This is a genomic window from Sphingomonas antarctica (assembly GCF_965137005.1).
In the GTDB taxonomy this organism is placed as follows: Bacteria; Pseudomonadota; Alphaproteobacteria; order Sphingomonadales; family Sphingomonadaceae; genus Sphingomonas_O; species Sphingomonas_O antarctica.
Map to the genome: position 1 here is coordinate 1 of NZ_CBCRXM010000018.1, position 22,533 is coordinate 22,533.

29 protein-coding genes are annotated in these 22,533 nt (G+C 58.5%); 15 read left to right on the plus strand and 14 right to left on the minus strand.

Annotation, left to right across the window (positions count from 1 at the left end):
• Positions 1-900: CorA family divalent cation transporter (locus ACM9ME_RS14135; protein WP_415644108.1), on the minus strand; the 900-nt coding region annotated here is incomplete at its 3' end.
• 219 nt (positions 901-1,119) lie between these two features.
• On the opposite strand from ACM9ME_RS14135, the gene ACM9ME_RS14140 reads away from it, so the two are divergent.
• Positions 1,120-2,343, plus strand: coding sequence for a carbohydrate porin (locus ACM9ME_RS14140; RefSeq protein WP_415644109.1), 1,224 nt, complete (start codon positions 1,120-1,122; stop codon positions 2,341-2,343).
• Positions 2,344-2,597: 254 nt separating this feature from the next.
• Here ACM9ME_RS14140 and ACM9ME_RS14145 read toward each other — a convergent pair whose 3' ends face one another.
• Positions 2,598-3,194, minus strand: coding sequence for an MFS transporter (locus ACM9ME_RS14145; protein WP_415644110.1), 597 nt, complete (start codon positions 3,192-3,194; stop codon positions 2,598-2,600).
• Between the two features lie 547 nt (positions 3,195-3,741).
• Between ACM9ME_RS14145 and ACM9ME_RS14150 the strand changes: the two genes are divergently transcribed.
• Genes ACM9ME_RS14150 through ACM9ME_RS14160 form a run of 3 tightly spaced genes read left to right on the plus strand, consistent with a single transcriptional unit; the run spans position 3,742 to position 6,358 of the window.
• A complete protein-coding gene (locus tag ACM9ME_RS14150) occupies positions 3,742-4,260 on the plus strand; it encodes a DUF3489 domain-containing protein (protein WP_415644111.1) in 519 nt (172 codons plus the stop codon).
• Positions 4,257-4,703 (plus strand): DUF2924 domain-containing protein, encoded by a 447-nt coding sequence (locus ACM9ME_RS14155; RefSeq protein WP_415644112.1) that lies wholly within the window; start codon positions 4,257-4,259, stop codon positions 4,701-4,703. The genes ACM9ME_RS14150 and ACM9ME_RS14155 overlap by 4 nt, the downstream gene beginning before the upstream one ends.
• Positions 4,700-6,358, plus strand: coding sequence for a recombinase family protein (locus ACM9ME_RS14160; RefSeq protein WP_415644113.1), 1,659 nt, complete (start codon positions 4,700-4,702; stop codon positions 6,356-6,358). The genes ACM9ME_RS14155 and ACM9ME_RS14160 overlap by 4 nt, the downstream gene beginning before the upstream one ends.
• 53 nt (positions 6,359-6,411) lie before the next feature.
• Here ACM9ME_RS14160 and ACM9ME_RS14165 read toward each other — a convergent pair whose 3' ends face one another.
• The 4 genes from ACM9ME_RS14165 to ACM9ME_RS14180 all read right to left on the minus strand — a co-directional run bounded on the left by ACM9ME_RS14165 (position 6,412) and on the right by ACM9ME_RS14180 (position 8,368).
• Complete coding sequence (locus ACM9ME_RS14165) at positions 6,412-6,888, minus strand: nuclear transport factor 2 family protein (protein ID WP_415644114.1); 477 nt, start codon at positions 6,886-6,888, stop codon at positions 6,412-6,414.
• 28 nt (positions 6,889-6,916) lie between these two features.
• Entirely contained in the window at positions 6,917-7,141 is a 225-nt protein-coding gene (locus tag ACM9ME_RS14170) for a hypothetical protein (RefSeq protein ID WP_415644115.1), read from the minus strand.
• Positions 7,142-7,205: 64 nt separating this feature from the next.
• A complete protein-coding gene (locus ACM9ME_RS14175; protein ID WP_415644116.1) occupies positions 7,206-7,982 on the minus strand; it encodes a hypothetical protein in 777 nt (258 codons plus the stop codon).
• Positions 7,983-8,035: 53 nt separating this feature from the next.
• Complete coding sequence (locus tag ACM9ME_RS14180) at positions 8,036-8,368, minus strand: hypothetical protein (RefSeq protein ID WP_415644117.1); 333 nt, start codon at positions 8,366-8,368, stop codon at positions 8,036-8,038.
• Between the two features lie 320 nt (positions 8,369-8,688).
• Here ACM9ME_RS14180 and ACM9ME_RS14185 point away from each other — a divergent pair, with 320 nt between their 5' ends.
• Together ACM9ME_RS14185 and ACM9ME_RS14190 are read left to right on the plus strand one after the other, a co-directional pair.
• Positions 8,689-9,150 carry a Ros/MucR family transcriptional regulator gene (locus ACM9ME_RS14185; protein ID WP_415644118.1) on the plus strand — a complete coding sequence of 154 codons (462 nt, stop codon included), beginning with the start codon at positions 8,689-8,691 and terminating at the stop codon, positions 9,148-9,150.
• Positions 9,151-9,160: 10 nt separating this feature from the next.
• Positions 9,161-9,415, plus strand: a complete 255-nt coding sequence (locus tag ACM9ME_RS14190; protein WP_415644119.1) for a hypothetical protein — start codon at positions 9,161-9,163, stop codon at positions 9,413-9,415.
• 2 nt (positions 9,416-9,417) lie between these two features.
• Here ACM9ME_RS14190 and ACM9ME_RS14195 read toward each other — a convergent pair whose 3' ends face one another.
• A complete protein-coding gene (locus tag ACM9ME_RS14195; protein WP_415644120.1) occupies positions 9,418-9,804 on the minus strand; it encodes a DUF6804 family protein in 387 nt (128 codons plus the stop codon).
• A gap of 61 nt (positions 9,805-9,865) precedes the next feature.
• Between ACM9ME_RS14195 and ACM9ME_RS14200 the strand changes: the two genes are divergently transcribed.
• Entirely contained in the window at positions 9,866-10,249 is a 384-nt protein-coding gene (locus tag ACM9ME_RS14200) for a hypothetical protein (RefSeq protein ID WP_415644121.1), read from the plus strand.
• A 57-nt stretch (positions 10,250-10,306) separates the two neighbouring features.
• Positions 10,307-11,149, plus strand: a complete 843-nt coding sequence (locus tag ACM9ME_RS14205; RefSeq protein WP_415644122.1) for a hypothetical protein — start codon at positions 10,307-10,309, stop codon at positions 11,147-11,149.
• Between the two features lie 42 nt (positions 11,150-11,191).
• On the opposite strand, the gene ACM9ME_RS14210 is transcribed toward ACM9ME_RS14205, so the two are convergent.
• Positions 11,192-12,445 (minus strand): DUF2235 domain-containing protein, encoded by a 1,254-nt coding sequence (locus ACM9ME_RS14210; RefSeq protein WP_415644123.1) that lies wholly within the window; start codon positions 12,443-12,445, stop codon positions 11,192-11,194.
• Positions 12,442-13,704 carry a deoxyribonuclease II family protein gene (locus tag ACM9ME_RS14215; RefSeq protein ID WP_415644124.1) on the minus strand — a complete coding sequence of 421 codons (1,263 nt, stop codon included), beginning with the start codon at positions 13,702-13,704 and terminating at the stop codon, positions 12,442-12,444. Before ACM9ME_RS14215 ends, ACM9ME_RS14210 begins: the two co-directional genes overlap by 4 nt.
• A gap of 201 nt (positions 13,705-13,905) precedes the next feature.
• On the opposite strand from ACM9ME_RS14215, the gene ACM9ME_RS14220 reads away from it, so the two are divergent.
• The 5 genes from ACM9ME_RS14220 (at position 13,906) to ACM9ME_RS14240 (ending at position 16,608) form a co-directional block, all read left to right on the plus strand.
• On the plus strand, positions 13,906-14,136 hold the full coding sequence (locus ACM9ME_RS14220; RefSeq protein ID WP_415644125.1) for a DUF4236 domain-containing protein: 231 nt from the start codon (positions 13,906-13,908) through the stop codon (positions 14,134-14,136).
• Complete coding sequence (locus tag ACM9ME_RS14225; protein ID WP_415644126.1) at positions 14,129-14,344, plus strand: hypothetical protein; 216 nt, start codon at positions 14,129-14,131, stop codon at positions 14,342-14,344. The genes ACM9ME_RS14220 and ACM9ME_RS14225 overlap by 8 nt, the downstream gene beginning before the upstream one ends.
• Positions 14,345-14,648: 304 nt before the next feature.
• On the plus strand, positions 14,649-14,915 hold the full coding sequence (locus ACM9ME_RS14230) for a DUF3761 domain-containing protein (RefSeq protein ID WP_415644127.1): 267 nt from the start codon (positions 14,649-14,651) through the stop codon (positions 14,913-14,915).
• Positions 14,916-14,938: 23 nt separating this feature from the next.
• The gene (locus ACM9ME_RS14235; RefSeq protein ID WP_415644128.1) at positions 14,939-15,502 is read left to right on the plus strand and encodes a DUF3761 domain-containing protein; all 564 of its coding nucleotides are present in this window, start codon (positions 14,939-14,941) and stop codon (positions 15,500-15,502) included.
• 521 nt (positions 15,503-16,023) lie between these two features.
• Positions 16,024-16,608 (plus strand): hypothetical protein, encoded by a 585-nt coding sequence (locus ACM9ME_RS14240; protein WP_415644129.1) that lies wholly within the window; start codon positions 16,024-16,026, stop codon positions 16,606-16,608.
• 162 nt (positions 16,609-16,770) lie between these two features.
• On the opposite strand, the gene ACM9ME_RS14245 is transcribed toward ACM9ME_RS14240, so the two are convergent.
• The 4 genes from ACM9ME_RS14245 to ACM9ME_RS14260 form a co-directional block, all read right to left on the minus strand.
• Positions 16,771-17,616 (minus strand): ATP-grasp fold amidoligase family protein, encoded by an 846-nt coding sequence (locus ACM9ME_RS14245; protein ID WP_415644130.1) that lies wholly within the window; start codon positions 17,614-17,616, stop codon positions 16,771-16,773.
• Between the two features lie 142 nt (positions 17,617-17,758).
• Positions 17,759-18,700, minus strand: a complete 942-nt coding sequence (locus ACM9ME_RS14250) for a methyltransferase (RefSeq protein WP_415644131.1) — start codon at positions 18,698-18,700, stop codon at positions 17,759-17,761.
• Positions 18,701-18,927: 227 nt separating this feature from the next.
• Positions 18,928-19,674 carry a haloacid dehalogenase type II gene (locus ACM9ME_RS14255; RefSeq protein ID WP_415644132.1) on the minus strand — a complete coding sequence of 249 codons (747 nt, stop codon included), beginning with the start codon at positions 19,672-19,674 and terminating at the stop codon, positions 18,928-18,930.
• A gap of 26 nt (positions 19,675-19,700) precedes the next feature.
• A complete protein-coding gene (locus ACM9ME_RS14260) occupies positions 19,701-20,000 on the minus strand; it encodes a putative quinol monooxygenase (RefSeq protein WP_415644133.1) in 300 nt (99 codons plus the stop codon).
• Between the two features lie 263 nt (positions 20,001-20,263).
• Here ACM9ME_RS14260 and ACM9ME_RS14265 point away from each other — a divergent pair, with 263 nt between their 5' ends.
• Together ACM9ME_RS14265 and ACM9ME_RS14270 are read left to right on the plus strand one after the other, a co-directional pair.
• On the plus strand, positions 20,264-20,668 hold the full coding sequence (locus tag ACM9ME_RS14265) for a hypothetical protein (RefSeq protein ID WP_415644134.1): 405 nt from the start codon (positions 20,264-20,266) through the stop codon (positions 20,666-20,668).
• Positions 20,669-21,033: 365 nt separating this feature from the next.
• Positions 21,034-21,807 (plus strand): SDR family oxidoreductase, encoded by a 774-nt coding sequence (locus ACM9ME_RS14270; RefSeq protein ID WP_415644135.1) that lies wholly within the window; start codon positions 21,034-21,036, stop codon positions 21,805-21,807.
• A gap of 16 nt (positions 21,808-21,823) precedes the next feature.
• On the opposite strand, the gene ACM9ME_RS14275 is transcribed toward ACM9ME_RS14270, so the two are convergent.
• Complete coding sequence (locus ACM9ME_RS14275; RefSeq protein ID WP_415644136.1) at positions 21,824-22,453, minus strand: helix-turn-helix domain-containing protein; 630 nt, start codon at positions 22,451-22,453, stop codon at positions 21,824-21,826.
• Between the last annotated feature and the right edge of the window lie 80 nt (positions 22,454-22,533).

Consider the following 22,533-nt stretch of genomic DNA (forward strand, 5'->3'; position numbering starts at 1 on the left):
AAATCCTGCGAAAGAGCTCGTGCCATCCATGCTGGCCTCCACATCCCAGCCAGCAGGATGAATCACAAACTCGCCCCGAAGGGAATCCCTCACCGAGTCAGTCGGAGCGGAAAACGCTCTAACCAGCTCGTTCGTGTCCTGAGCGGTGCGGGTCGCATAAAGCTCGAAACTGCCGACGATCATTTCGCGTGCCTGGTCGAGCCTATCTTCAGTGCGATCGAAATGTCGTTCGAGCGCCACAAAATATTCAGCGTGCGGCTGATCGGCGATGTGGCTGAAATCGGCGCGCAACAAACCGTGAATGACGAGACGATGATTGCTCAAGATCTTACGCAAGTCGGCGACCGCTGATCTCAGTTTCGCCAATTTGCTCAAAGGGGGACGCTGTTCGCGCTCGCCCAATATCTCACTGTCAATTTGGTCGACCCGCTTCTGGATGGCAACGATTTCTGCTTGATATTCTTCAAGATGCCAGTCGAGTAGCGAGGCCACGAGAGCCGCCGGGGTCAGGCGCCCGCTAAGCGATTCACCACGATCCTGTTCGCGAAATGCCTCAAAATAGGCAACGTCCCTTTCACGCACGGTTAGCAGCCATTTGTCTGCGACAAGATAGTCAACGCGCCCGCTTTTGCCGGAGGTGTCGGGAGCCACGACCAAACTGAAATTAAAATGGTCCTCGAAGCTCTCCGGCACCGTCGCAGGCTTCTCCGCGTCTACAGCTCTCATCGCCTCGGGCGACAATCCCAGTAACAGGCTTGTCTCCTCAAGGGCCTGCTTGTCGCCGCGGAGAAGGTCGATCCAAACGAGTTGCTGGTCGCTGATTTTGGAAAGCGTCTTTTTATCCAGTTCGACGACGGAGTCATGGCCGCCCGCATCGTAGAAGAACGCCTGCACCACCACTTGATTCCCTGCTATGTCGTGCTCGCAGGGCTATAAGGTGCTGCCAGCTACTCTTCGATGCGCGGCCGTTTTGCTCGCTATGGTGAAACCACGCAACACGCTAATTCGCGGCCGAACAGCATGGCCATTCTGCGACGCGCTCGTTTTATAAGACGGAACGGCTGTGTAGATGCGGCAGATGCGTTGTGATAGTCGATGAGCCGAGCATTTTGCCTTTCGATGACCTTGGCGTTCGCCTCTGCGGCGCTATCAGCAGGGGCGGCCCGCGCTGACGATCCGCCACCGACGGTGTCACTCGCCATGCGCGATACGATGGATGCGTGGGCAGTGCCTGTCGGAGCCTACCCAGGCAGCGATGTCCTCAACAAGCTCCAACTGTCCGCTACGGTCGCAGGCGATCGCTCCGGATTGTCTGGCTGGATCGCGCATGCGCAAGTGTTCCGGACCGACGGCACCAGTCTCAGCGCGCGCTTGGGCGACATACAGACGGCAGACAATATCGAGGCTGATCGGCTCCAACGCTTGTTTGAAGCCTGGGTTCAAAAGACCTTCGGCGCCGGAGATCGCACGCTATCGCTGCGTGGGGGACTGCTGGACTACAATGCCGATTTTGACTCGACGGCGACAGCTTCTCTCTTCCTCAATTCATCGCACGGGATTGGGGCCGATGTCGCCCGCAGCGGGCGCAACGGTCCATCGATCTTCCCAGTCAGCTCTCTCGGTATTCGCGCGACATTCTCGCCATCCAAGACCTGGACATTTCGCCTAGCTGCTTATGATGGCGTCCCGGGCGATCCCGATCATCCGCGACGCTTCTCGGCGGTTCGACTTGGCGACGGTGATGGCGCGCTGCTCGCGTTACAGATCGATGCCTATCTGACAGACAAGTCGCGCGCCGCGATCGGCGTCTGGCGCTACACCGCGCCTGTCACCGACCCGACAAAGCCTTCAACTGATCATGCAGACCAAGGCGTTTATGCCGCCATCGAAGGTCCGCTGCCCGGCCACGACAAGCTGAGTGCATGGGCGCGAGTGGGTGTTGCCAATCGTCGGACCCAAGCCATCAGCGGGTACATTGGCACGGGACTTGTCGCGCAGGGCTTGGTTACGGGCCGACCTGACGACAAACTTGGGATCGCCGTGGCGCGAGCAACGCTGGCCCGGCTTACGCTAACCGGACCATACCGCCCGGCGGAAACCTCCATCGAGACAACCTATCAAGTCAAGATCAGCGACACGTTCGCGTTCCAGCCCGACTTGCAATACATACTTAATCCCGCGGTTGGTGGGACGCATCGCGCGCTTGCTGCTGGTCTCCGTTTTATCGTGACCGCTGGCTATCCCCGCAAAGCAAAGGCTGACGACGCCAGCGATCCAACCGTGCCGCCCGATGGGCCGCAACCGCCAGATCAGAACAGCGCGCCGAACAAACCAGGGGGTTAGAACGATAGGTTTGGGGCGGGCTGGAATGGCTTTCTTGTCCCGCTTGCTGACAGCGGTCGTATCATTTCTGTGGACGCCCGCCACTGGGAGGTGAACTCACCTTCAAGGTGGTAGCGGAGTTGGTAGCTGACCCTTTATCAACTGACAGGAGCACCTGACCCTCAGATGTCGTCCCGAATCTCACCCACCGAGCAATGTCGATGTAATCGAGCTGTCGTGCGAAAAAGACCCTGACGAGATCGGCGCTCGGGAACCTACCAATCGGTGATGATCACGTTCATTCGGTGTTGAAAGATAAGCGACACACAACCCGATAGCAGCATTGCCGCGCTGCCAGCCATTATGACGAGCGAGGGAGGCCAAAGGGCAAGACGAGGTCCGAGCGAAGCCAGCAGAAGCGTTACGGCGACCTGAGGCACTACGGTTGAGAAAGCGAAGACTCTCATGTGCTTCGCACCGCCGCCCTCAGGTGCTGCGGCGCTTGCAAGCGCATAGGGGATCGATGACATGCTCGCCCAGCCAACGCCGATTAAGGTGAACGCCGACAAAAGAGCAAAGCCGAAAGGGAACCGCCCAAACAGCATCATGCCGGCGCTGGCCGCGATCAAGGAAGCGCCGTGCGTCGCTCCAGCTCCAAAGCGGCCTATTAATCGCGGTCCCGCGAAAGCGATACATGCTCCCAAAACCGCATACAGTGCGAAGCCTGAAGCAGCCGTTGTTGCGGCGCTGGCGTAGCCCTCATTGAAAGGTCGCGAGGCGGCGATAACGGGGACAGCATATACCCATAAGCAAAACATGGCACTCCAGCTTAAAAACTGGACCAAGAAAAGTAACGGCAAGAGTGGCTTCACGGGATCCTCCACGACGACTCATATCCGAGGTAGGGTCTCCGCACTCCAACCAAGGCAAGTATCAACCGTCAGTGGTGCGGTGCCGTAGATTGCGCGGCGGCACTGGCTTTATGTTTGTAATAATAGTGGCCAGCCGCGCACCCAGCGATTGCGCCCGCGACTGCGTGGTGACGTGTATAATGTCCAGCAACACCGCCGGCGACGGCGCCCCTAATGCAACCCTTGGCAAAGGCCGGAGACCCGACACAAAAGACTGTGAGGATCACAGCTGCGGCAGCTGACTTTGAACGATTTCGCATTAGCGTTCTCCTTCATTGAAGCATGCGCATCATAGGATCGGGGTGCAATACCAATCGCGCTCCATAACGGGGTTCAAGTCGGATTTGGCGCGCCGACAAACCATTCGACTTCGCGCTGCACCGGAGCGACAGCGTTGACGACTCGCGGGCCGGACTGACCGGCGCGCCTGCCCCGCGCGATAGCCGATCGCCGGGGCTCTGGGCGGTGGCAGCGGCAATAGCGCCGTTCGCCAAGCGAGGACCCACCCATGACCAAATTGACCGACACCCAATGCGTGCTGCTGGCGGCCGCCGCCAAGCGCAATAACCTCAGCATCTATCCACTGCCCGACAGCCTCAAGCCCGGCGGGGGTCTGAGCAAGTCACTCGCCGCGCTCGCGTCGCAAGGCCTGACCGAAGAGCGCGAGACCGACGACAAGACCACACTCTCTCGCGAGGACGGCGACCTGCGCTACGGCGTGTTCGCGACACCCGCCGGGCTGGCAGCGATCGGCATCGAGGCCGAGGGTGGTGATCTGGCTGTCAGCGCGACTGCCGTCGTCCTGCCAGAGCCCGAGCTCGCGCGCGGCGATACCAAGGCCTCGACCGTGCTGGCACTCCTCCAACGCGAGGGCGGCGCCACGCTCGCCGAGTTGATCACCGCGACCGGCTGGCTGCCCCACACGACGCGGGCTGCACTGACCGGCATCCGCAAGAAAGGCTACCTCGTCGACAAGTCCAAGCGCGGCGACGTGACCTGCTATCGCATTGGTGCGGTCGCGGCATGACGCATCCCGTCGAGGCGAAGATAGCCGCGCTGGCAACGATGTCGTCAGTACAGCTGCGTGACGAGTGGCGGGCGCTGACGCGCTCGCCAGTCCCGCGGGTGAGTCCAAAGATGCTGCGGCTGGCATTGGCATATGAGCTACAGGCACAGGCCTTTGGCGGACTTTCCCGCGCGACGCAGCAGAAGCTTGATCAGCTGGCGCGTGGAATGACTAGGACCGCGGTTGCTCGACCGGGGACGCGGCTGGTGCGCGAGTGGCAGGGACGGGCGCATATCGTCACGGTCGGCGAGGATGGTGTGATCCGCTGGGATGAGCGCGACTGGCGGTCGCTGAGCGAGGTGGCGCGTGCGATCACCGGCACGCGCTGGTCGGGACCGGCGTTCTTCGGGTTGAAGAGCAAGGCGGTTGCGAAGGTTCCTGTGGTTCGTCGGGTGGCAGCATGAAGACCGTCCGCTGTGCGATCTATACCCGCAAGTCATCGGAGGAAGGACTGGAGCAGTCGTTCAACTCGCTCGATGCCCAGCGTGAATCCTGTGCCGCTTATATCCTGTCACAAGCCAGTGAAGGATGGACTGCTCTTCCCGATATCTACGACGATGGTGGCCTGTCGGGCGGGACGCTCGAGCGTCCCGCCCTGCAGCGGCTGCTGGCCGAGGTAGCAGCGGGCCGGATCGACATCATCGTCGTCTACAAGGTCGATCGACTAACCCGCTCGCTGCTCGACTTCTCAAGGCTGGTGGAAGCGTTCGACAAGGCGGGCACATCCTTTGTGTCTGTGACCCAGTCGTTCAACACCACCACCAGCATGGGACGGCTGACCCTCAACATGCTGCTGAGCTTTGCGCAGTTCGAGCGTGAGGTTACCGCCGAGCGGATCAGGGACAAGATCGCTGCCTCCAAGGCCAAGGGTATGTGGATGGGGGGAACGCCGCCATTGGGGTACGAGCCCGACGGGCGTACGCTCAAGGTCGTCGAGCCGCATGCCGTAATCGTTCGGAACATCTTCCAGCGGTATCTCAAGCTTGGTAACGTTCGGCTTGTCGCTGAGGGGCTTGTACGTGATGGTACCCGAGCTCCTCAGCGGCACACCGTGACCGGTCGCCTAATAGGCGGCGGCCCATTATCGCGCGGCCAGCTCTACACGTTGCTCAAGAACGAGATGTATATCGGGATTATTGCGCACAACGGGCAGCGGTATCCGGCGCTGCATCTTCCGATCATCGATGCTGATACTTGGGAGCAAACGCAGGCGAAGCTGGCCGACAATCTGCAAGGCCATCGCACCGGCGCACGAGCCAAAAGCCCAAGCCTGCTGGCGGGCAAGGTCGTCGATGCAGCAGGCGAGCCACTCGTGTCAGTCCACGCCACTAAACCCGGGAAGTCGCTGCGCTACCGCTATTACGTCAGCCGCGCGCTTCACGACATGACGAGCAAGGAGGGTTCGCGGATACCCGCCCGCGAGCTCGAGGCGGTCGTGGCCGAGCGGCTGGCAAAGGCGTTCGACGATCCGCTCGAGCTGCTGACAGCCGCCAATCTGTCCTTTCACATGGATCAGCTTATACAGATCGACCAACGCGCTCGCGAGGTTGCCAATGCCTTGCGTCAGCGCGGGCATGCAGCCGCCGCGCCGCTCGTCACGCAGGTCCGGATCGAGGATCACGGCATCGTGATCGCCTGTTCAACCGAGACGCTTTGCGAAACACTCGGTGTGATGTGTCCCGCGGATGCGCCGTCGAAAATCGAACTGGTCGCCGAAGTCCGCCTGACGCGGTCGGGACGGGCGATGCGTTTGATCGACAGCGACGGACGCGCGACGGGCGCGGTGCCAAGCCGGCCACTGCTTGGTCTGTTGATTCAGGCGAGCGCCTATTGGGCGGAGCTGCGCAAAGGGGAGCTCAACATTACCGCGCTGGCGGAGCGTGAAGGTGTGCTTGATTCCTACATCACGCGCTTGCTGCGACTGGCATTTTTGTCCCCCGAGATCATCGAGGCCGCGGTTAGCGGAACACAGCCAGCCAGCTTATCATCGAGCAAGGTGATGCTCGGCTTCGAGCTCAATCCCAGCTGGACGGCGCAGCGAGATTTGCTGTTGAATTGAGAAGCACCAGCACAAAGTTTTTCGGTGCGGCCGTCATCGCGTCCGTGGGCACGTTAAGGTTTGGGGGTGCCGTGCTGCTCGGCCAATGTTGCGGGACGGTGGCCGTAGCTCAGGACGTTGGTCATGTGCCACGCGTTCGCCTGTTTGACCCACACGATGACGAACTTGGCGATGCCCTCGCAGCGGCTGGTCGCCAGTTCGCAGAAGCGATGCTCGCCCTCCTCGATCGCGCCGTAATCCTTGATTGGATAGACGTGAAACGTCGTCGGGATCAGCTCGCGCCTGACCTTGCCGCAAATATACTTGCGCGTGTTCGCCACGACAGTGTCGCGATCGAAGGTGGCGCCGCCGGTATCGTGGTAGAACGCGACCTTGGGATCGAACGCAGCCGCGAACGTGTCGAGGTCGCACCGATTATAGGCGTCGAAAACCTTCGTATCCATCGCCCTGATCTCAGCGGTGAGCGGATCGGCGCCAGTGACGGACGGGCTGGCGGCAAGCAGGGCCGCGGCAATCGTGATCGGGATCAAGATAATCCCTCCTGATGAGTCCGCGCTGTCAACGCAGCTGAAAGTCGCGCTTTTCGGCGATCGCCGCTTCTTCGGCCGCCGGGTTGTGTACCCTGAGATACGATCCGCGGTCGCCACCATCGACAATTTCCGCATCGGGGTCATGCGCCTGGATGCTGCCAAGCAACCGGCCAGCCTCTTCAACCGACCCGGCAACCGGTATCAGTTTGGGGTATTCAGGTCGCTCGACCTTTGGCGCTCTATTCCACTTCATCAATGCGTCTGCTCACAACCTGTTTGCCGATGCAAGACGGAGGAATGTCCAACCCGCTTACGACTTAGCGGATTCCAGGGGTGTGGCGTTGGTCGCGCTCTCGTTTGATGCGCAGCGCAGCTGTCTCGACGGGGACGATGTTGTCCAGAAACGCCGCGATGGCGGCAATTTGCCACTGCAAATCTTCCAACAACTCAGGATGCCTACGCAAGATCGCGGCGGCCTTGGCCGCGTCGGCTGGTGGGATGGCGATCTTGCACGTCGGGGGCAAGGTGAGGACCGCAAGGGTATCATGCCGATCGCCACATTGCTTACGGATGGCGTCCTGGATCTCGACCGGAATCACGCGCCGAACGTTATGCCGATAAGGGGTATCGAGAGCCGCGTTGTCGAACTGCGTATAATCGGACGTCATTAGCAGGGTCAGGTCGGTGCGTAGTTTTGGATCGTCTATCTCGCGCAGACGATCAGTGCCCAATATGGTCGACCACACCGAACCGTTAATGCCGAGCGTCTGTATCTGGCTGGCTTGATAAGCAGCGATCACGAAGGATGCATCGCTCACCCGGGGGTCACCGCGCCAGCCGGCTATGGCCGTGTTGGAATAGGCCCGGGTTGTGGCGAAATAGGTTCGGGCAGACTGAAAATAGTCGGTAACTTGGCGCAACGTCGGATCAAGCCGGGCGATCATCTTGCGGGTTTCAGCTTGCGATTCCCGGCCTTGATTCCAGTTCGCCACCCATGTGCCGACAAATACGCCCACGATGACGATCACCAATTCAATGACAATCGCCAGCCAATCCTGAGCACGAAGTTTGGCAATGGCGCGCTTGAAGATCATTGATCGCTTCCCCCTCGCGCGAAGGAGACAGATGCCCTTACGCGTGAGACCGATCAAGTCAGCTTGAGGCTGGCCAAACGTCTGCTATTGGGTGGAAGAGCAGACCTACACATTGAGTTCGAGTTGATCGGCTGTCGCGCGAAGGAAAGCGATGGCTGACTTCGATTGAAGCCATACTCCCTGATCGCTCTGTTCACCTTGCCTTTCAACTCACTGGGTGTGAGGCGATCCAACGCATCTTGCAGGTAAGCACGCAACGCGTCCCGCTGTTCTGGCGACATGAACTTCAGTGCTCGGCGCGCAAGTTCTTTCATGTCGGAAACGTCGTCGGCGATGCCCTGATAAAACTGCGCCCCATAGGCGTTCAGGGGATCGTCGGTGCTCACCTCGGCAGTTTGCACGATCTCGGAGCGTCCGCAATTGGGGCGTTAGCCGACAGGCCGCTTTTGGCATTGCAGGATCGGCGCAACTATTAGTTGCCTTTATTTGACATTTATTTTCATTATAGTTAGCTGAATTAAACATTAACATTTTAGTTGATTCTGATCGTGATTGCTCGCTTTATTTAAAATCTCACTTTCGGCCTTGGACTGTCTATACAATGACGGCCCAACTGCAACTCTTGGCGGCCTAAGCGGCGGCACGGATTTGTTGACCCCAACCCTTCTGAACCTATGGCGGTGGTTAAACATCCCTGGAGCACCTCATGTCTGAAGAATTGTCCGCGAACGCTGTTGATCTTGCGACTGACCTCACCATCGCCTGGCTGAGCAACCCGAACACGCGTGCGAGTGCTGAAGATGTGCCGGCGTTTCTGCAAAAAATGCATGAGGCCGTTAGCGGGTTGACTGATGCTCCCGCCGCAATCGACGAGCCTGCTGAGGAGGCGGCGTACACGCCCGCAGTCACTTCGCGAAAGTCACTCGCATCGTCGGATCACATCATCTCGATGATCGATGGCAAGCCCTACAAGACACTGCGGCGCCATTTATCGGGCCATGGCCTGACGCCCGAGCAATATCGCGAGCGCTACAATCTCAAAGCTGACTATCCGATGGTCGCGCCGAGCTATTCGGAAGCCCGGCGCACCATGGCGAAAAACATCGGACTGGGCCGCAAGAAGGGCGACAAGGCGCCGGCTCGGCGTCGCTCCACGCCAGCCGCCTAAAGCTAACGCGATGAACATCTGGGAATATCATTCGATCTTCTTCCTGGTGGGATTGGCGCTGTTCCCCAGGATCACCCTGTTATTCTTCGCTTCGACACCGTTTGGCTGGCTGGCATGGATTGGCTGGGTGATTGCGCCTCACCTCCTGGTGGCGGTGCTCAGCCTGCCATTCTGGGATTCAAACCCGGTCCTGGTGATCATCGCTTGGTTTTTCGCGCTCGCGGGCACGGGAGGTGAGGGCCGATTGGCCGCCTCTCGACGATAAGGTCATGAGGCGATGCGTGTGCCGCTGCGCCAAATCCCAAACGCCACCCAAGCGGCCGCGATGACATTGATCACCGTCCAGGCATCTCGACTAAAATGGATCGAGATGAATGGATTGTAGACGAGCGCTATTACGCCCCAGGCCGCAACTGGACCTTCGTTCCCCTTTTGCCATTCACCCCACGCGGCCCAAGCGCCGATGATGAACGTCGCGAGACGCAGCAGTTGGTAATAGCCATAGGGCATTGGCAGCGGCGCGATGAGCAGTGCGATCAGTAAAACAACTAAGAATGAGCGTGCCGGCATGATCTTTTTCCCCCGGCGCATAGAATGACGCACATCGGGCGCCGCCTCAACTATCGCGGAGGCCCACGGCTGCGAATACCACATTCAGGCTCTGGCCGCGCGTCGCCGTACCCGCTACTCTCGAAGCCCATCCCGGAGATAAATCATGAGCTTCCTCAACGAGATCCTCGGGCAAGCCTCTCAGCTCGACTACGGGGCACTCGGCGCAAAGGTTGGGTTATCACCCGAGCAAGTCCGCGCTGCTACCGATGCGTTGCTCCCAAAAGTCGCAGATCCGAATATCGACAATGCTGATGCAGCACAAGCAGCGGCTGTTGAAGCGGGGATACCAATGTCAAAGCTACAAGAGCTACTTCCCGTGTTGGCCAACCACCTTCCGGGGAGTGCGGGCGCAATGCTCACAGCCGCGCTTGGCTCGAACACCGCCGAAGGTGGGAGTTTGCTGGGAAAGCTCAGCTCAATGTTGGACCGAGATGGTGACGGCAACCCACTCAACGACATACTAGGGGCATTCAGCCGCAAGAGCTAAGTTGCGACTAACCGGGAGCGCGCGCGCGCGCCTCACGATTTTACCGGGAGACCGAAAATGCCGAACGATGGTCCAGTAAAAGATCAAGACGTAACCAAGGCTTGGCGCGCGACACACGACCAGGCGTCTGCGGCAAAGCGGTTGCGGATTTTTGCGGCTTTAGCTTGGATTGTGGCGATCGCAGGCGAGGTGACGGGGATCGTGCTGCTTTATATGCACACGTTCGACCACGGGCATCTTGCGCTACTTGTAGGCTTATTGGTTGGTATCGCCATTTTCGCCGTAGCCGGCAGTTTGTTGTGGAAAGCCGCGAACAAGCAGGACCCAGCCAGCAAGTCTGACACATTCAAGTTTTTCGTTCAGAACCAGCTCGGCGCGATTGTCACATTGATCGCTTTTGTGCCGCTCATTGTCCTTATTTTTATGGACAAGGACATGGATCCGAAAAACAAGAAAGTCGCGGGGGGCGTTGGCGTTGTACTCGCAGCAGTGGCGACGCTTATTGGGGTTAGCTACAATCCGCCATCCGTTGAGCAATACACTCAGGACATGAATAAGTGCGCCGCCCAAATCCGCGCCAGCGAGCCGACCACGGCGTGCTCACCAGAGGTTGCGGCGCAGGCTCAAGATATCGCCCGAGACACGACCGATGTGAGCGACGCGACCAAGGATGCCGCACACCCGGCTGGTCAAGATGTGGTCTACTGGATTGCCCCAGAACAGGGGGCCAAGACCTCGACAACGCCACATGTTTTCCACCTTTGTGAGGCGGTCAGTCCGCTGCGCGGTAAAACCGTAAATCATGGCTCCGTGACGACTGCGTATGCGGAGAATGCCAGCCGCATAACCAAGCAGATACAGATGGAGCAGAAGCAGTGCGGGTTTAGCAGTCGCAACTAGCTAAGGCCGACCGATCTCGGGGTCTCTTATCTGCCGTGTGCATCAGAGTGGGGTCGAAGGATTCGCCTTTGGGATGTTGACTGGGCGGTAGTCGCGAACCTGAACCTGCCGGTCCCCAACGCTTGAATCCACAACGTGTTCAGCGTCGATCGCTCGCGGTTCTCCCGCGGGAATGTACAGCCCGGCAAACGACCACCGTTTCGCCCATTCTCGGTATTTGGAGAGTTTCGGCACGAATTCGAGCACCCACCAAAATCCCTTGAGAGATCGATGCATCTGCCCTGCTGGCGACGGCGCCACATAGTCATGATCGCCATCCCCATCCGGCTGGCCGTAAGCGAGATGCTGCAAAGTGGCTTTGGTAATGCGCAACCCGGCTTTTGCAGCCTCTTCGACCATCCAGATTAGAGGTTGCTTCGACAGAGCACTTTCGACTTCCGGGTAGCCGCCACCAACGTCGGAGTGGACGCCTGGAAACCACCGCTGTTCGGTGTCCTGTATCTCAGCAATAGAGGGCTTAAAGCGATTGGGCACGAAGGGTTGGGGCTGCTTCCATTTGGCCACGCGAAACATTCGGCGTCGCTCATCCAATGCCAACGCGTGCCGAAACACTCGCACCGACGGGTTAGTCACGGTGTAAGGCAAGGTCTCGAGACTCGGGACGTAAAATCGATCGGGACGCGGAACGATGACCGACCCCACAGTGTCCCAGACACCCACGAAATGGATGGTCGGAAGGCGCGCACTTATTACCCGTGAAAAATGCCAAGCAAGGGGCAAGTCATTTTCGCTAGCGGCGCGCTTGTAGGCGCCAAGTGCGCTCTCGCTCATGTTCAGCTGTTCAGGGCGAACGAGGCCAACAAGATGGATGAAGCCGGCGAGGATGCGGGCAGTCCACGCTCCCCGGCTAAAGCCGAAAAGGAATATGCGGTCACCTTCGCGCCAATTCTCAGCGAGAAATCGGTAAGCCCCCAGAACATTATCATCGAGGCCGTAGCCGAGGGTCAGACCAGCAAATTCTGTGATCTTCTGCCGCGCACGGTGCCACGCACTAACCCGGGCGATCGTACCCACTCCGGGGTTGTAATAGACGAGTTGCTTCTCGCCTTTCTCGGCAATGCGAAACAGCTTCAGTACGTTTGACAGGTTGCGCCCCAGCTCGTTACCCGTCCCATCGAGCATGACGACGAGGTTGCGACCGGTCGCCTGCGGAGACCTCCGCCGCACAGCCTTCGGCCGTCTTTCCACCGTCGCATCCGCCGTACTGTCCGCCGCTAAAACCCCCTTTGAAGTCACGGCGTGGTCGCTAATGGCGCCGTGTCGCCATTAATGAGGTTCGCCACACTGGTATTTAAGGCGGCGTTGTCGACGACGAAGAACATGCCGCCTCGCCCATTCTGGCTGCTTTCGCATTTGCCCGACAAGGCACCCTGCTGATTCATGTCGCCAAATATCGTGTAGTTGGCTTTGCCTGAGGTCGACACGCCCAATTTGGCGTGGTTGCTGTCCGGTGGCAGCCCGCCCTTCAGGCCGATTGACTTCCCATCCCATTGCCCGCTTGTCGCAATCGCCACGGCGCCCGGCGCCGCTAGCGATGCGTCCCAGCATCCGATCGGTGTCTCGTGATCCGTGGACGGTATGTTTGGCTTGGCCCACCATGTGGCTGCCCGCAGATCTACTCCCCCCAGAAGCGCAGAGACCATCTGCCATGGTGGAACGTGAAGGGCTGACGGCTTCGATATTAGGCGGACGCCCGTTGAAAGCAGGACATTGAGTGGCGTCGTGTTTGGAACCCGCCGTCCAAGCAGCGACACTTTTGCGGTGATGGACAATGGCCCGCCATTATGGACGATTGACGGGTCTGCGATATTCGTGACCACGCTGGCGTTTCCGAGGGCGTCTAGAACCTTCTCGACGTCTGCCTTCGTCAACCGCAAAGCAAAGAAGTCCTGACTGACTTTGACATTGTTGTCCGTCACGCAGCCTAAGGTGTTGCCGTCGCCAACCCGAGGGTTTGTGGAACTCGCCGCGGCCGGCCAAGACGGGGTGGTGACCTGTAGTACGACACCTTCGCCGAGGTCGTTCCAGGCCAAAACGCCTTTCGAATGCCCCCATGGACCGCCGCAGGATTCAGCACAGCCTTGAATGTCCGGATGCTCGTAGAATTGGTCGTTCCAAACGACATAATTGAGTGAGCCGGTGTAGATCGCAGCGAAGGTCGCACCAAGCGGATCACTGGCACTGGTGCCTACGAGTCCGACCCCATTTTTTAGGATCGGATCGACGCTCGAGGCGGAGATGTAACTCTGGCTGAATTTTGCGTACGGCTGAGGTGCACCGCCAAATGAACAGGATCGATCTGGCGATGCCGGATCCGTGGGAAACCCGGCGGCGTTCAGCTTGAACACAAAAACCCAGTCGACCGGCGTATTATCTATCACGAGAGCAGATGGCGCAGAGTAGCTCGGCGAGGGTTGCGCTATCACTGAGCTGGAAGCGATTTCGCAGACCAGGACCAGTGCCGCCGCAATCGCTTTCGCACATCGAATAATCATAGCGCACAACCCTAGCTGAGTCGGCACAGTCTAACACGCGTCACTCGCCCATGCGAACAGAAACGGAACCGTTTCGACTCGGGCGCTAGATATCTACGCGAAAAAGATCGGGAACGAGGTTCCCTAAGATCAGCCCAGGGTAACGCTAGCAAGCGACGCCAATCGCGCTACACAGGTCGACAGGCTTCTTGGAGACCTGTCTTGGGCTTTCGATTTCGGCGATCGTTTCGATTATTTCCTGGTCTACGGTTCAATCTTAGTAAGGGCGGCGTCAGCACAAGCATCGGAATCCCCGGCGCTACGGTGAACGTGGGCAAAAATGGTGTGCGCGGCACGGTGGGCATTCCTGGTTCTGGCCTTTCCTACTCCGATATGCTCGTCGACGGTGATGCCCACGACATCAAAACCAATGAGCCGCAGCACGATGGGTGAAAACTCAAAAGTCTCGGCAACTCCTGCCATCGCAACATGGGAATTGTGGGCGGCGGCAAACATGCTGATATCAACTCATGGGGCTGGGGCCGAGCAACACGCCCAAGACCAGCTTGACGAGGCTATTGCCCAACTGGATGAGGGTGGCGAAATCGTCTGGCGCGGGATCATCACCCAGCTAGCCAAGAACCGCGGCGCTAGTTCTTGACCTGCAGCGCGATGAGCGCATCATCCAGGGCAGATAGTAGAGGGAGATGAAGCATGCTGAAGGGTTTATTTTCCGCGCTAGCGTCCTTCGCGCTTATCGCGGGTGTTGGAGCGCCGGCTGAGGCCAAGGCGGCCTGCCGCGATGCGAAAGGCAAATTCATGAAGTGCCCGGAAAAGGCGAAAGCCCCGACACGCTGTCGCAATGCCAAGGGCCAGTTTGCCAAGTGTGGGACACCCGGCGCCAAACCAACGAAGTAAGGTTGCTGGGTGTACGCTCTGCGGGGAGTGCAAACAGGGAGGGGTTTATGAAATTTCTATTGGCGCTTTGCGCATTGGCGACGCTTGCTGCTCCTGCAGCCGTTGAGGCTCGTCGCACCCATTATCAGCAAACTACGACCTATTCGTCGGGTCGCTATTACACGGCTCGCAGTGGCCATCGGGTCAGTGGTCCTGTTCGGGCGGACCGCGCGCCGGCAGGCGCCAGCGCTCGTTGTGGGGATGGCACTTGGAGCTTTAGCGAGAGCCGACGTGGCACCTGTTCGCATCATGGCGGAGTTGCTAGTTGGTTGTGAGGGCGGGCTTTTGGGAGAGTGACATGAAGCGCTTAATTCTCATCGCAGCAGCGCTACTTGCGCCGCTCGCCATAAGTGCTCCGGCAAATGCTCAAGCAGCCGCGCGCAACTATGATTGCTCAAAAGCGGGCAATGCGAACAAAACCGTTTGTAAGAATGCTGCGGCGGCCGCCAAGCCTGCGCCCGTGCCGGCCAGTACCCGAAACTACGACTGCACAAAGGCTGGGAACGCTAACAAATCCGCTTGCAAAGGCGCGGTAGCGGCCTCAGTACCAGCACCTTCGACCCCGAAGCCGCGGAACTATGACTGTGCCAAGGCAGGCAATTTCAACAAGACCGCGTGCCGCGGAGCAAATACCGCAGCGCCGGCGCCTGCGCCGCGAAATTATCCGGCACCTTCGTCAAGACCGGCTCAGACTGCCCCGGCTACATACGCACCTGCACCGCGAGCACCGGCAGCCGGACAGAATACCAATCCAGCCGGGCCAAACGGCGCCACCGCTAAATGCCGGGATGGGTCGGTAAGCTACTCTGCGCATCGTTCAGGTACATGCTCGCGTCATGGCGGCGTGGCGCAGTGGTTCTAACACAAGAAAGGGGGCGAGAACTGCAGCTCGCCCCCTTTTTTACGTCTCTCTAAACGAAATCTACTGGTTGCCGTCGTCTGGCGAATCATCGGTCTCTGTTGTCGAGCGCGGCTGATATGGGTTGGTCGATCGTGCGTTCGGATCTCGCGTGCCGATCTGACCAGTATATGGGTTGACGTTTCCGCGGGTCGACCAATTGTCCAAACGAGTACTGTTGGGATTGGTCTGCTGGTGCGGGGCGACATAGGTTCCGTCGCGACGCGTGTAGCCCCGCACCGCGTGCGAGCTTTGCGCCAATGCGGGTGCAACGATTAGCAAGCAAAGCGCCGCGAATGCGAATTTTCCGAGCCTCATTTGTCCCTCCCATTATTTCAAAGGCAGCTTGCGCCCTTGCGGTCGAATCCGCAAGTTAGACCCTGCAAAACTCAATGTAGGGCACTGTGAACGATCGCCTGCTTCGATAACGTGGACGTCGGTAGGTATTTCGCGTGAGAGGGTGCGGGGGAAGTATGGAGGCGTCTTTGATCAACTTGCCGCAAATTCGGGTTTTTTCCCGTTCGATTGCGGCGACCCTAGTCTGTTTGACGGCCTCCACTCAGGCGCAAACATCTACGGCAAGCAAGGTCGACGCCGCCATGCGCGCGCTAAATCCTCAAACCATCCGTGGCACGAATTATGATATCTGCTTCCCAGCCGACGCGGCTGAATACGAAGCGTTAGGAAAGAATGCGATCCTTATGGTTCGCGCTTCGTCCGCTATAGCGACGGAACTTCCTCTGAAGTCGGTTTACATCACGGTGAAGGGGGCTCGCACCAACCTTCAGCGCGTTCACCTGGAACCGAAAGTCGAGGCGAATGACAAAAGCAGTCAAGTTGCGTTCTACTTGCTGCCGGTTCGTTTCATGAAGTCTGACGCGGCATTGGCGGCAGATTTTAGCGGGGCTCGTCAGGGCTTCGGCATGATGCAATTCTCGGCTCGCGCCTTGCCAAAAGAGATGCCTGCGTTCGCTCGCTTGGACGAGTATGATCAGCCAGTCGACGCCGATATGGCAACGATCAAGGAGGTTCTGCTTCGAGAGTTTCCGGACATAGTCACAGGGCTTTAAGGAGCCAGTCGATGGGTCCACGCGGCGGCTAGCTGGACCTCTTCCGATGACGACGGCTTTGCGCCCAAAACTGGACGTTCAATTGGATAATTTCAGATCCCAAAAGCAGTCACTGGCTCAAGCTGATCGCAAATGCCTTTATTAAAGCGGGAGGCCGGATCTTCATCCCACGTATGCTAGCTTACTTCGCGCGGGGATATTGTTCGCCGCACGAGCACCAAGCCACAACTTGCCCCATTCCTCATCCAAACTGGATGGATTAATCGGAAGCAGACCCGAGCCAGGGTAGAAAGTAACTTCCCCAAATAGGGGTTGGGTGTCTGGTTGGTAGAAATCCACTCTGGCGAAATCGAAACCTTGGGCCATCTCTTCGGCAGCCAACAGCATAGCGGTGAGCGCAGAGGGACGGAGCACATTGGGTGCGCCGTTTTCTAGCGCACGCCAGTCTCGATCAAGAATCACCCATTGATGACCGCTGGCACGATCGAGGTGAACCTGAACATGCGTTGCCTGCCCGCCGAAGACGAACACTTTGTAATCCAGCGGTAAGTCGTCCTTTGGGCCGATCTTAGGCTCCACCAACAACCCGCGGGGTATCTCTCGATAGGCCCACTCATCAAGCCATTGGCCGTAATCACGTCGCATCCAACCAGCCGATGCGCTCTTAGCCAGTGCCCAGTCCTCGTCGCTGTAGACGAACGCGTTCTGATTGCAGCCATGCCGCGCTTTGACAACCACCGGGCCCTTCCACGGGCATTCGTCAGGCATGACATTACCCGACCAGAGCATGGGAATGATCCAATCCCGGCCTAGCCTGTCGGCGGCAATGGACTTGGCGGCCACCTTATCGGCAAGCTTGGGCATACGGTCGTCGCGGTCGAACATCTTCCGGAGTTGCACGAGCTCGGTAAACAGCGTTGGATCGGCAAGCCGCGGTAAGCGTCGGTGACACCAGAGATAGGTCAGGTTGATGCGTAGCTCTGCTCCGCGGAGAGACGGAAGGCTCATACGGAAATGGTTTTCATCCGGATTAAAGCCAGTTGGCTTGAGATTGTTCCGCGCCGGGAATGCACAGCTGGATCGGCATCACAACCTTCGTGGAAGCAGCAAGTTAGTCGCCAGTCTTCCAGTGGAGCAGTCGGCAGGGTATCTAAACTGGACAGCGGAAGATCGCCGAGACCAGAGCGATCCGATCAACATCTGAATAAGCTGGCTTACTCAGCTCCTCTCCGAAGATATCCGGGTCCAGCTCGTTATATTGCAGCTGGCGCCCATCTTCGACCAGGCCAGCCAGCGCCGTATATAGGCGATCCTGGCCCTTTATAATTGCGCTGCCGGTATACATTATCAGCCGTCCACCCGGCGCAAGCTTGGCCAGCGCCACTTTTGCAAGGTCGAGTGACAATTGTCCCCCGTGGCGCCTTCCACCATCGCGATATACGCGGTCGCCATCATCCGCAATGAACGGCGGGTTGAGCAAAATCAGATCAAAGGGTCCGTCAATGCCGTCGAGGGCTGATGTCTCTATGACCTGAAGATCCATCCCTGCCGCGGTCGCATTGACCGAAGCGAGCCGCAGGGCATCGGCGTTGACGTCGGTGCCGACCAGTTTGGCGTCGGGCGCTAGTCCACCCACCGTGAGAGCGCCGACCCCCGCGCCGGTGCCGATATCGACGACCCTTGCCGCCTTCACCAGCGGCTGGCGTGACAGCTCGGCTGCGATCAGGCGAGCGAAACGATAACTATCAGGGCCCAGGAACACCGCGTCGGCGGCGAGCGTCGGGAAGGACGAATGGACATACAGCCGGCCATCGACCGACGACACTCGCAGCTTCGCCCGAAAAGCACCGGACACATCCTCCAGCCCACCACTCGCACGAAGTGGTTCAAGCAACTCGGCTGAGAGGAGCCGTTCCCCGAAGGGCAGGCTCCAGCCGAACACCTCCTCCACGGTCTCCGCGATACGGGCAGGCAGTCGTCCGAGCACGCGTTGATGTGACGCAGGCGTGATGGTGGTGAAGCTGTACCTTCGGGCAGCAAGAGCTTTGAGCGATGTTACCAAGGCCTGATCGGGTATCGCTAGCTCGATCATGACGAAGTCGGCTGGAGCAATCTGGTCAGTTCGTCAACGAGCCAACCTTTCGCCGACGCTTCAGCGCCGTGCGGACAATTACCCTCTACATGATCCATTGATATTTGGTCGAACAATCGAAATTGAGTTGTCAGCCGACGATCCGCATTGCGCCCAGTTATTGCCGTTCGCGCCACTGGTCGGCGTCCCCAATAGCGGACGCTCAATAAGCCACGGGCTCAGGATGGCTAGTCGCATCCAAGTTGGTCAGCCAAGTCGGTCAGGCTATCCGCACGCCATTCCCATTCTTGGTGCTGATCGCGGTCGGGGGCCGCTGCGCCGCCATACTCCATTGGCCGATCAACATAGGCCGTGAGCAGGCCAGACCGCCGCGCGGCCGCGAGATCGCTGTGATGCGCCGCCACGAGGCATAATTCCGCAGGTAAAGCGTCAAGGATTGCAGCCGTTCCAAGATAGGCTTGCGCATCAGGCTTGTAAGCGCGGATCACCTCTGCACCAAGAATTGCATCCCAAGGCAGCCTGCCGCGGCGAGCTATCTCAAGCATAAGCGCGATGTTCCCATTGGACAAAGTTACGATCGGGTAACGCATCTTGAGGCGTGTCAGGCCGATTACGGCATCCGGCCACGGATCAAGCCTGTGCCAAGCCCGTGACCAGTCGTCGAGAACCACCGGGTCGACCGCGCGCGCGTCGATGCCATGTTCGAAAAGCGTGCCTTCAAGCATCTCGCGGTGCAGGACATCCAGGACGACGAACGGGCGCACGCTGTTACGCACCTCCGCCATTGCCGGTTGATATCGGCCTCGCCACTTGTCTGCGAACGCGGCGGAGTCGATGTCGGATCGACTGATCTGTGCCAAGAAGCGCGAAGAGTCGCGAGCGATCCCCGAGCGCCAATCAACGACCGTCCCGAATACGTCGAATGCCAGAACACGGGGTGTGGCCATCAACGCTGAGCCGATCGAGCCGGCCACGCCAGTAAGCTCATTTCCCTTGAGCCTTATTCAGCCACGTCGATCGCGTGGGTCACAGTGATGTTCGGTCGTGCTGCGGCGAGGTCGCGCGCCGCGGTACCAAACGCCCTGAAGTGGTCAGATGTCATGTGCGCCTGCACCGCCGCATCGTCCACATAGAGCTCGTTGAACAAAAATCGTTGCTCGCCATCAACTTCTCGCCAAAGGTCGTATTGCAAAACCCCCCTCTCGGCGCGTGAAGCAGTTATGCAGGGTCCTGCCGCTTCAACAAACGCATCTTCTTGCCCCGGCTTGATCTGAACAAATGCTATGACCTTCACCGACATCATCGTCTCCTCACTGGTCGAGTGAGTGGCCTTGTTGGATCCGAGCGGCAAGGTTACGGAATTGGCACGGCCAAAAAGCTCACTAAGTGGGCTGCTTTGCGCCCCATTTTTGGCCGTTCGACATGTCGCCCACCGATCCTGAAAGCTGCCATCGGTTTCACTTACTACCAACGTTCGCATTGGTGTGTAGCGCTTCGCCTGAACGTTAACGAAGGACCGAGTGGCCTCTGCATGGGCAAACTGCGGAACTCGAACAACGCCGTATGGTTGAGCCCTCGATACGAAACTTTGAAGGAAATAATGTGTCGCACTCTCCTCTCATCCCCCCAGGCAATGTTTCCCCTTACCCATTAAACGAGCACCGTCACGCCGAGGTCGAGCCTAAAGTCGTACCGAGCGCGCCAGCGGTACAACAGGAGCGTGGCGTCCTTGCCGAGCTTCGAGAGCAAGTGTCACCAACAAAGGTCGGCGCGGCTGTCGCGGTTGCTGCGGCTGGAATTGCGGCACTAGTTGTTGGCCGTCGCATCGCGCGCGACAAGGGCGCAAAGGCTACGGCCAAAGCTGACGATAAGTCGAAGCGCGGTGGCCGCGACCGCCGGACGGTCGCAAAGGACGAAGGATATGAGGTGTCGTATTTCGCGAACAAGCATCGCATCTCATTGCAGTAAGCGAGAGATCTGATCGCGAGCATTGGCAACAATCGAGAGAAGCTCAATGCTGCAGCTTCAAAGCTTGATAGTAACCGCCGGCAGCGATCTAAATTGTAAGCCGATACCAACAGAGGTCCTGAGTGGCTGGAGCTTGGATTGTCCAAGCCTTCTGCTGTGACGGCTATGCGCCCAATTTCGGTCGTACGCGAAAGGGTCGCCTGTACTTGTAACCTGCCATTCCTTCGTAGATTTTGACCGCCCGTTAGAACATCAAATGATAGATAGATGTAGTTGTCGTTCCTCGCTCAGCCCGACAGTCGGAGCCGGTACGACTGCCCTCCCGTAAGTCAGTTAAACGGTTCCACCGCGAACGGAGTAGAACGATGATCGTTTTCGTAACTGGCGCTACTGCGGGATTTGGCGCAGCGATCGCCCGAAAGTTTTTACAAGAAGGTCATCAAATTGTTGGCGCCGGGCGTCGGTCTGAGCGCCTTTCCGCCTTTGCCGATGAATTTGGTCGAGATTGGTTTCACCCTGTGCCGTTGGACGTCACGCGCAACGAGGACGTAAGCGCAGCCGTTCATAATCTTCCCGAGACGTTCCGAGCGATCGACCTGCTGGTAAACAACGCCGGTCTCGCAAGAGGCCTTGAGCCGGCCCACAAGTCGCAGATCGCCGATTGGGACGCGATGATCGACACGAATGTTCGCGGATTGACTTACGTCACACACGCAGTGTTGCCCGGCATGGTTGAGCGCAACCGCGGACATATCATGAACATGGGAAGTATCGCTTCGACCTATCCCTACCCTGGCGGCAATGTGTACGGTGCGACGAAGGCATATGTCAGGCAGTTTTCGTTAAATTTGCGCGCCGATCTGGCCGCCACCTTGGTGCGCGTGACCGATGTTGAGTCAGGGTTGGTAGGGGGTAGTGAGTTTTCGGTTGTCAGGTTCAAGGGCGACGCCGAGCGGGCGGCCAGTCTCTACGAGGGAGCCAATCCGCTAACGCCAGAGGATATCGCTGATACCGTCCACTGGATCGCCACAAGACCGCCTCATGTGAACATCAACACGATTGTGCTGATGCCCGTCTCGCAAACTTTTGGTCCGCTGCCGATCGCACGCGCCGATCAGAGGAAGTCGGATAGCTTGTGAGACACATATCCAAAAATTAGCGCCGCTCTTCGTGTATCTCCAAAAGCGATTGCAAAAGATCATCTTCCTCGCTGGCCATCACGCCCAACGTCACGGCTTCATCACAATCTTCGCTGACCAAATATGCATGGCCCATACTGGAATCGATGTAGATCGTCTGTCCTTCGGACAGGGTTACGGGGTCGTAAAATTCGCTGTGAACGACGATGCTGCCCTTGACGACGTAGATTAGCTCTTCGCCCGGATGGCGGACTAGCTCGCCAAACTCTGCTAGCGTTTTGGCCCTGATCTTCGCTATCACGGGGATCATCCGCTTACGACGAAGCTCGGTCGATAGATAATAATAGTCGTAGTTAGGCGTTTCCACTCGGACAGCAGTTGCAATGTCCCCAATGCTGCGGCGCCCTGTGGGAGCGGTGGCTACACTCGGCTCATCCTCGCAAAAGAGTTCCGACATGCGTAGGCCCAAGCGCTGACCGAGCTGCTGCAGCTTATCATAAGCGAGCGTTAGCCGATCATGTTCGACCTTTGACAGGGTCGAAACAGGAATACCGCTCGCCGCGCTCATTTCCTTCAGAGTCCAGCCACGATGGGCGCGTAGCCGCTTTAAGACTAGGCCTAGTGTTGGCTGGTCAGTGCGCTTCAAATTTCTGCCTTCCCATGTTGACCAAATCTCTAATCAGGATAAACTTGTCCTGAATCGGCGTTTCTGAAAGCCTAGCTAAT